This window comes from Streptomyces sp. NPDC026417 (assembly GCF_055567695.1).
In genome coordinates this window covers 237,306-246,103 of record NZ_JBVHPY010000014.1, presented here as the reverse complement: position 1 = coordinate 246,103, position 8,798 = coordinate 237,306, and the positions used below count along the sequence as shown (strand labels likewise).

At 70.5% G+C, this 8,798-nt stretch carries 6 protein-coding genes; 5 read left to right on the top strand and 1 reads right to left on the bottom strand.

Annotation, left to right across the window (positions count from 1 at the left end; genetic code table 11):
* Window positions 1–177: 177 nt before the first annotated feature.
* Window positions 178–2,781: a PA14 domain-containing protein gene (locus ACZ4NT_RS22985; RefSeq protein ID WP_467727270.1), complete on the bottom strand. Its 2,604-nt coding sequence runs from the start codon at window positions 2,779–2,781 to the stop codon at window positions 178–180.
* A gap of 159 nt (window positions 2,782–2,940) precedes the next feature.
* On the opposite strand from ACZ4NT_RS22985, the gene ACZ4NT_RS22980 reads away from it, so the two are divergent.
* From ACZ4NT_RS22980 to ACZ4NT_RS22960, 5 genes are all read left to right on the top strand, one after another.
* Window positions 2,941–3,954, top strand: coding sequence for a LacI family DNA-binding transcriptional regulator (locus ACZ4NT_RS22980; protein ID WP_121407341.1), 1,014 nt, complete (start codon window positions 2,941–2,943; stop codon window positions 3,952–3,954).
* Between the two features lie 143 nt (window positions 3,955–4,097).
* Window positions 4,098–5,195, top strand: coding sequence for an ABC transporter substrate-binding protein (locus ACZ4NT_RS22975; protein WP_121407340.1), 1,098 nt, complete (start codon window positions 4,098–4,100; stop codon window positions 5,193–5,195).
* Window position 5,196: 1 nt separating this feature from the next.
* Complete coding sequence (locus ACZ4NT_RS22970; protein WP_467727267.1) at window positions 5,197–6,819, top strand: sugar ABC transporter ATP-binding protein; 1,623 nt, start codon at window positions 5,197–5,199, stop codon at window positions 6,817–6,819.
* Window positions 6,812–7,774, top strand: a complete 963-nt coding sequence (locus ACZ4NT_RS22965) for an ABC transporter permease (protein WP_467727265.1) — start codon at window positions 6,812–6,814, stop codon at window positions 7,772–7,774. The genes ACZ4NT_RS22970 and ACZ4NT_RS22965 overlap by 8 nt, the downstream gene beginning before the upstream one ends.
* Window positions 7,771–8,793, top strand: coding sequence for an ABC transporter permease (locus ACZ4NT_RS22960; RefSeq protein ID WP_467727263.1), 1,023 nt, complete (start codon window positions 7,771–7,773; stop codon window positions 8,791–8,793). The genes ACZ4NT_RS22965 and ACZ4NT_RS22960 overlap by 4 nt, the downstream gene beginning before the upstream one ends.
* Window positions 8,794–8,798 lie beyond the last annotated feature (5 nt).

Genomic DNA, 8,798 nt, shown 5'->3' with positions numbered 1-8,798 from the left:
CCCCACCCCCCCCCCCCCACCCCTCCCCCCCCCCCCCCCACACCCCCCCCCCCCCCCCTCCCCCCCCCCCCCCCCCCCCCCCCCGCCCCCCCCCCCCCCCCCCTGCGACCCGGGGCCGGGTCGGGGCCAGGCGCTCGCCGAGCGGCGGGGAGGTGCCGGCCGGGAGCGCCCCACCCGTCAGGAGCAGCCTGCGGGCACCGCCTGCGACGCGCCGTCTATCAGCGCGTCGTGGGCCGCCTTGAGCCGCTCGACATCGGGCTTGACGACCTTGCGGTCGTACGTCACGAGCCCGTTCAACTCGCCCTCCACGTCCGAGATCTGGGTGTAGACGGCGCCGTTGCCTCCCTTGCAGGTCAGCTTCTGCACCTCGGCGAGGCGAGCCAGGTAGTCGTCCGTGTACGTCGACGGGTCCACGTCCACGTACGACTGCTGCACCGACCAGGCGTGGCCCGGCACCGCGAGACCGAGACCGCCGTACTCACCGCTGACCAGGGCCCGTTCACCGTCGGGGTGGGGCGGCAGCGCCGGGCTCGGATAGCCGTGCTCGTCGATGATGTCGCCGGTGCCGCCGTCCACGCCGAGATTGATGCCCGACATGCTGTTCACCAGCCGGGTCGGGTCCCACGCCTTGGCCTGGTCGGCGATGCGCGCCTCGTCGTACTGTCCCCAGCCCTCGTTGAAGGTCACCCACATGACGACCGACGGGCTGCTGATGTGCTCGTCGATCATCTGCTTCATCTCGCGCTCGTACTCGGCGCGGGACGCGGCGTCGGGGTCGACCCCCGCGGTCATCGCGGGCATGTCCTGCCAGACCATCAGACCCAGCTTGTCGGCCCAGTAGAACCAGCGGTCGGGCTCCACCTTGATGTGCTTGCGGACCGAGTTGAAGCCCATCTCCTTGTGCATCTTCAGGTCGTGGGCGAGCGCCTCGTCGGTCGGGGCGGTGTGGAGTCCGTCCGGCCAGAAACCCTGGTCGAGCGTGGCCATCAGGAAGACGGGCTTGCCGTTGAGGACGGTGCGCGGGGTGCCGTTCACCTTCTCGACGGCGATGGAACGCATACCGAAGTAGCTGCCGACGCGGTCACTTCCGACACTCACCTTCAGGTCGTACAGGAACGGGTCGTCGGGCGACCACAGCCGCGGGTCGTCGATCTTCAGGACCAGCGGCTGCCCGCTGCGTCCGCGCACGGTGGCCACTTTGTGCTTCCCGGCGTACGCGGTCGCCGTGACCGGCAGGCCGTCCCGGACGCCCTTGGGCTCGATGGTCACGTGCCCCTTGGCGACGTCGGGCGTGAGCTTGAGCGAGTCGACGTGGTCGGCGGCGACCGGCTCCATCCACACGGTCTGCCAGATGCCGGAGGACGGGGTGTACCAGATGCCGCTCGGGTCCAGGCGCTGCTTGCCCACCGGGGGGTTCTCGCCGCCCTGCGCGTCGGTCGGGTCGTAGACGCCGACGATGAGCTCCTGGGTGCGGCCGGGCTTCAGGGCGTCCGTGACGTCGGCGCTGAACTTGTCGTAGCCGCCCTTGTGTTCGGCGACCTCGGTGCCGTTGACGTACACCTCGGACTGCCAGTCGACGGCACCGAAGTTGAGCCGCAGCCGCTTGGCCGAGCCGACCTTCCAGTCGGCGGGGACGGTGAAGGTCCGGCGGTACCACATCCGGTCCTCGTGCCGTTCGATGCCGGAGAGCTGGGACTCGACCGGGTACGGAACCAGGATCTTCTCGGGCAGGTTCCTGCCCACCGGCGGCTGTTCGCCGGCCTGCGCGGAGGCGAACTGCCACTGCCCGTTGAGGTTGCGCCAGGTGTCGCGGGTCAGCTGCGGCCTGGGGTACTCGGGCAGTGCGTTGCGCGGACCGACGTCGTCGGCCCACTTGGTGCGCAGCTCGTACGTGGAGTGGTTGGGGCCGCTGCTCCAGAAGGCGTTGACAACGTTGCCGTCGGCTCCGCGCAGGTCACCCTTGCCGTCGTAGCGGAGGTCCGCGGTCCCGCGGGCCGTGCCGGTCCGGTTGCCGACGACGGGCTCCTTGAGCCCGACGATCAGGGCTCTGGGGTCGGACCGGTCCAACTCGGCCTTGCCCAGCGGCCACTTGGCGCCGCCGATGACCGCTTCGACGTGCTCGGTGAGACCGGCCGGTGGCGACTTCAGCGGCTGCGCGAAGTCGAGCCGCAGCGAGCGGCCGTCCTTGAGCACGGTGGTCCTGATGGCGCCGTCGTACGCGTATCCGTCGGGCAGCCGCAGCACGGACTGGGGGACGGCCTCCTTGCTGCCACCGGGCTCGGTCCAGCGCAGGTGGAGGTTGGAGCCGCCGAAGTGCTCGAAGTACTCGACCTTGATGTCGTAGGCGCGGCCGGCGGTCAGGTCGACGGGTGCGGAGGTCTGCTCCCGGTCCCAGTCGTCGACCCAGTGGTCGATGACCGGCTTCCCGTCGATCCACAGCCGGAAGCCGTTGTCGCCGGTGATCGCGAAGGTGTGGGCGCCGGTCTTCTCCGGCACGATCCTTCCGGTCCAGCGGACGTTGACGTCGTCCGACCGGCCGGTGGCGAAGTTCAGGCGCGGCTCCAGGTTGTCGAAGTCGAGGTTGGTGTCGAATCCGGTGGCCTTGAGCTCGTGGAAGTCGAAGGCGCCGGGGGCGGACTGGGTGTAGTACTCGCCCTTGAGGCCGTGGACCTCGACGGGGTCGTCGGCCGCGTTCGCGGCGGGGGCGGCGGTGAGTCCCGCCATCCCGAGGGCCGCTGCGAGCAGGAACGCCATGCGGATTCTGAATCGGCTGATGCGCACGGATCCTCCTTGGCTGAGGAAGGGTGGCGGCTCGGTGCTTCAGTCTGTACAACGTTGGAAGGAACGGCAGTTGGCATGAGAGCACGGCTCCCGGCCTCTGTCCAGGGCCATGACAAACGCCCCGGTGAGAGGGGCCCACATCGATGCAGAGGAGATCCCTTGCGGGTCAGCCTGAAGGACGTCGCGGAGCGCGCCGGCGTCTCGATCAAGACGGTCTCGAACGTCGTGAACAACTATCCGCACGTCACGCCCGCCATGCGGGCCAAGGTCCAGGAAGCCATCGACGAGCTGGGCTACCGGCCGAACCTCACGGCGCGCCACCTGCGCAAGGGCCGCACGGGCATCATCGCGCTCGCCGTGCCCGAACTGGGCAACCCGTACTTCGCGGAGCTGGCCGGCGCCGTCGTCGACGCGGCGGCCGAGCACGAGTTCACGGTGCTCCTCGACCACACCCGCGGCGACCGCGAGCAGGAGGTGCTGGTCAGCCAGGGCTTCCGGGCCAACGTGATCGACGGCCTGATCCTCAGCCCGCTGGAACTGGAGGCCGAGGACCTGCGCGCCCGCACGGACGACGTGCCGCTGGTGCTGCTCGGTGAGCGGGAGTACGACCTGCCCTACGACCACATCGCGATCGACAACGTGGCGGCGGCGCGGGCCGCGGTACGTCACCTGCTGAGCCGCGGCCGGACGAGGATCGCCTACCTGGGGGCCCGTACGGATTCGGCCAACCGGCCGGCGCATCTGCGTCTCGCGGGCTGGCGCGAGGAGTTGGCCGCTTCAGGGGTCCCCGCACCCGACGAGCTGGTGGTTCCCGTCGGCGGCTGGGACCGCGACGAGGGGGCCCGGGCGATGGCGCAGGTGCTGGACTCTGGGGTGCGCCCGGACGCGGTCTTCGCGTACAACGACCTGGTGGCGATCGGCGCGATGCGGGTGCTGCACGAGCGCGGGCTGCGGGTGCCGTGGGACGTGGCGGTGGTCGGGTTCGACGACATCGCGGAGGGGCGGTTCGGCGCGGTCACGCTGACCACGATCTCGCCGGACAAGCAGGCGATCGCACGCATGGCGGTGGCCTCGCTGCTCCGCAGCCTGTCGGGCCGCACGGACCCCGGCGGACGTGAACTCACCGCGGAATTCAGCCTCGTTGAGCGGGAGAGCACGCTGGGCCGACGCTGACGGGATTTCGGACAGAAGGCTTTACAGCCTCCTTTCAACGATGTAAAAACCTCCCCGGAACGACGTGCACGCCGAGTTGACCGCAAGAGCCGAACATCCCCGGGAGCGCTCTCAGCGCCGGGGCCGCGCCGTTTGGGGACTCCATGAAGCCGACCGCATTCCTCCGCCGCACCTCCGTCCGGACCCTCCTCGCCACCGGCCTCGTCACGAGCCTCGCGCTCGTCTCCGGATGCGCCAAGTCCGAGGACGACGACGGGAAGGACAAGGACTCCACCAGCCAGGGCGACTCGGGACAGGTCGTCGCGTCGCCGGAATCCGGGTCCGGACCGACCTGCGCCATCGACGCCTACGGCGGCAAGAAGATCGACCTCGCGAGCGCCACAGTCGGCTTCTCCCAGTCCGAGAAGGAGGCGAACCCCTTCCGCATCGCGGAGACCGCCTCCATCAAGGCCGAGGCCGAGAAGCGCGGCGTGAAGCTGCTGACCGCCAACGCGCAGTCGCAGTTCTCCAAGCAGATCAGCGACGTCCAAGACCTCATCGCCAAGGGCGCCGACCTGCTCGTGATCGCACCGCTGAACTCCGACGGCTGGGAACCGGTGCTGCGCTCCGCGTCCGCCAAGCACATCCCGATCGTCACCATCGACCGCAAGATCAACGCCACCGCGTGCAAGGACTACGTGAGCTTCATCGGCTCGGACTTCGTCGAGCAGGGCAAGCGGGCCGCGGACCGGATGATCGAGGCCACCGGCGGCAAGGGCGACATCGCCATCCTCCTCGGCGCCGCCGGGAACAACGTGACGACCGAGCGCACCAAGGGGTTCGAGGACCGCATCAAGGAGAAGGCACCCGGCCTCAAGATCGTCTTCAAGCAGACCGGTGAGTTCGCCCGCGAGAAGGGCCAGTCGGTCACCGAGAACCTCATCCAGTCCAAGCCGGGCATCACCGGGATCTACGCCGAGAACGACGAGATGGGGCTGGGCGCCGTCAACGCCCTGAAGGGGGCGGGCAAGAAGCCCGGCGCCGTCAAGATCGTGACGATCGACGGCACCCGCAACGCCGTCCAGGGCATCGTCGACGGCTGGATCGACGGGGTCGTCGAGTCCAACCCGCGCTTCGGGCCGCTCGCCTTCCAGACCCTCGACACCTTCACGAAGGGGGACGCGGTCGCGCAGGACATCGTCATCGAGGACAGCGCCTACACCACCGACAACGCCAAGACGGACCTGGGCAAGGCCTACTGACATGCTGTCGGTGACCGGCCTGTCCAAGACCTTCCCCGGCGTGAAGGCCCTGTCCCGGGTGGACTTCACGGCCCGCGCCGGGGAGGTGCACGCGCTCATCGGTGAGAACGGCGCCGGCAAGTCGACGCTGATCAAGGTCCTCACCGGGGTCCACCGCCCCGACGAGGGCGAGGTGACGTACAACGGGTCCCCGGTCCGCTTCGCCACCCCGCTCCAGGCGCAGCACGCGGGCATCTCCACCATCTACCAGGAGGTCAACCTCGTCCCGCTGATGAGCGTGGCCCGCAACCTGTTCCTCGGCCGCGAACCCCGCGGCCGGCTGGGCCTGATCGACTTCCGGCGCATGCACCGCGAGGCCGACGAGGCGTTGCGGGGGCTCGGCATCCGGGTCGACGTCCGCCGGCCACTGCGTGAACTGGGCGTCGGCGCGCAGCAGATGGTGGCCCTCGCCCGCGCGGTGTCGGTCGACGCCCGGGTCGTCGTCATGGACGAGCCGACCTCCTCGCTCGAACCCCGTGAGGTCCGCACCCTGTTCGGAGTGATCCGGATGCTGCGGGAACGCGGGATCGCAGTGGTCTACGTCAGTCACCGCCTCGACGAGCTGTACGAGATCTGCGACACGGTCACCGTGCTGCGGGACGGCAGGGTCGTCCACACCGGCCGGATCGCCGACCTCGACCGGCTCCGGCTCGTGTCGCTGATGCTGGGCCGGGAGATCGGCGACGTACGGGACGAGGGCCTCACCAGGTTCGCCGGGAGCCACGACACGCAGGCCGAACCGGTTCTGCGTGCCGAGGGACTGACGGTGCGTCATCAGTTGCACGGGGTGTCCGTGAGCGTACGGCCCGGGGAGGTCGTGGGTCTGGGCGGCCTGCTCGGGTCGGGGCGCAGCGAGACCGCCAAGGCCATCGCGGGGGCGCTGCCCGTCGATTCCGGCCGGGTCGTCGTGGCGGGCACCGCGGTGCGCACCGGTTCGACGCCCGCCGCGATCCGGGCGGGCATCAGTCTGCTGCCGGAGGACCGCAAGGCGGAGGGCGTCGTGCCGGGGCTGTCGGTCCGGGAGAACATCGCGCTCGCCGCCCTTCCGGGACTGTCCCGGTTCGGCCTGGTGGACGAGGCGCGCGTCGACCGGATCGTCGACACCTTCATGCGGCGGCTGCGCATCAAGGCCGCGAGCCCGCACCAGAAGGTCGGCGAGCTCTCCGGCGGCAACCAGCAGAAGGTGCTGCTGGCCCGCTGGCTCGCCATGCACCCCAAGGTCCTGCTCCTGGACGAACCGACCCGGGGCATCGACGTGGGCGCCAAGGCGGAGGTGCAGCGGCTCATCGACGAACTGGCCGACGACGGCCTCGGAGTGCTGCTGATCTCCTCGGACACGGAGGAGCTCGTCGAGGGCAGCGACCGGGTGATCGTCCTGAAGGACGGCGCGGTGATCGAGGAGCTCACCGGCGACGCCGTCACCGAGGACCGGCTGATGCGGGCCATCGCGTCCGCGCCCGTCGCGACCGAGCGCACGGAACCCGCGCCCGCCACGGTGGTCGCGCCCGGCAGCCCCACGCCGGCGGCGGCCGGCCCCGACACGACCCTGCCCGAGTCCCCCGGTACCGGAGACCACGATGACTGACCTGAGCCTGGGCCGGGTGACCGCGGACCGCGACCGGCTGCTGCGCACGCTCCAGGACTACGGCGTCTACCTCGGCGTCGTGGTCCTCTTCCTGGTGAACACCGTCTTCACCCCGCACTTCCTGTCCGGCGAGAACTTCCGCACCCAGGCGGTGCAGGTGGCCCCCGTCCTGATCGTCGCCCTCGGCATGGCGCTGGCGATCGGCAGCGAGGGCGTCGACCTGTCGGTGGGCTCGGTGATGGCCCTGTCCACCTCGCTCCTCTCCCTCTATCTGGGATACGGGCCGTGGATCGCCGTGCTGACCGCGCTGCTGGGCGGAGCCGTGATCGGCCTGGCGAGCGGCTCGCTGATCGCCTTCGTGGGCGTCCAGCCGATCGTCGCGACCCTCGCCCTGATGGTCGCCGGCCGAGGGCTCGCACTGGTCCTGCTCCCCCAGCTGAAGGACGTCCGCGACCCGGGCATGGCGGAGCTGGGATCCGGCGCCGTGCTGGGGGTGCCGTATCTGGTGCTGATCGCCGCCGCACTCGCCCTGATCGTCGCCTTCGTGGTGCGCCGGACGACGTTCGGACGGCAGCTCCTCGCCATCGGCGACAGCCGTCCGGCGGCCCGCCTCGCGGGTCTGCCGGTGGGCCGGGTGCTGATCCTGGTGTACGTGGCCTCGGGGGTCCTCGCCGCGATCGCCGGAGTGCTGGCGACCGCGCGGCTGACCGCGAGCGACCCGACCTCACTGGGCACCCTGATGGAGCTCTCCGCGATCACCGCGGTGGTGGTCGGCGGCACCCCGCTGAGCGGCGGCCGGGTCCGCATCGGCGGCACCGTCGCCGGCGCCGTCCTGATCCAGCTGCTCACCACCACGCTCATCAAGCACGATCTGCCGCCGTCGTGGACCCAGATCGCCCAGGCCGTGGTGATCGTCCTCGCCGTCTACGCGGCCAGGGAACGGGGAAAGCGATGACGACCGAAGTGGACACTCCCCCGCGCACGGCGACCCCGCCCGAGGAGGAGCCGGCCGGCGCCGGACGCTCCGAGCGGCTGAGCGCCCTCGCCCAGCAGCACGGCGCCCTGGTCACCCTCGTGGTCGCCATGATCGCGGCGTCGCTGTGCTTCGACACGTTCCTCACCGGCGACAACCTGGAGAACATGGCGCTCTCCTCGGCGTTTCTCGCGGTGGTCGCCCTCGGCATGACCTTCGTGATCATCACGGGCGGCATCGACCTGTCGGTGGGGTCGCTGTTCGCGCTGGGCGGCGTGCTGGCGGCCTGGGGCTCGCAGTACGGCACGGTGGTCGCGCTGCTCCTGCCGCTGGCGGTGTGCGGACTGATCGGCCTGGTCAACGGCCTGCTGATCGCCCGCTCGCGGCTGGCCCCCTTCATCGTCACGCTGGCCGCGATGCTCGGCGCCCGCGGCATCCTGCTCTCGGTCACCGACGAGGGCTCCCGCACCTACCTGGTGGACAAGGACTCCTTCTTCGCCACGCTCGGCCAGGGCACGCTCCTCGGAATCGGCGTCCCCGTGTGGATCACCGTGGCGCTGTTCGTCCTCGGCGCGGTGGTCCTGCGGCGCACCCGGTTCGGCCAGTACGTGTACGCGGTCGGCGGCAACGAGGACGCGGCCGCGCTGATGGGTGCCCCCGTCGCCCGAACGAAGATCTCCGTGTACACCCTGTCCGGGCTCTGCGCGGGTCTCGCGGGCGCCCTCAACGCGGCCTGGCTGGTGTCGGGAGTGACGATCCTGGGGTCCGGCATGGAGCTGGAGGCGATCTCGGCGGTGGTGATCGGCGGCACGCTGCTCACCGGCGGATTCGGTTTCATCAGTGGCTCGCTGGTCGGCGTGCTGCTCCTGAAGGTCATCCAGAACGTCATCAACCAGATCGGCTCGCTGGACTCGGCCTACCAGCAGGTCGTCAGCGGGGCGTTCCTGGCGGTGGTGGTCGTCGCCCAGACCTGGCTGGGCAGGCGGCGGCGGGTGCTGTGACCGCC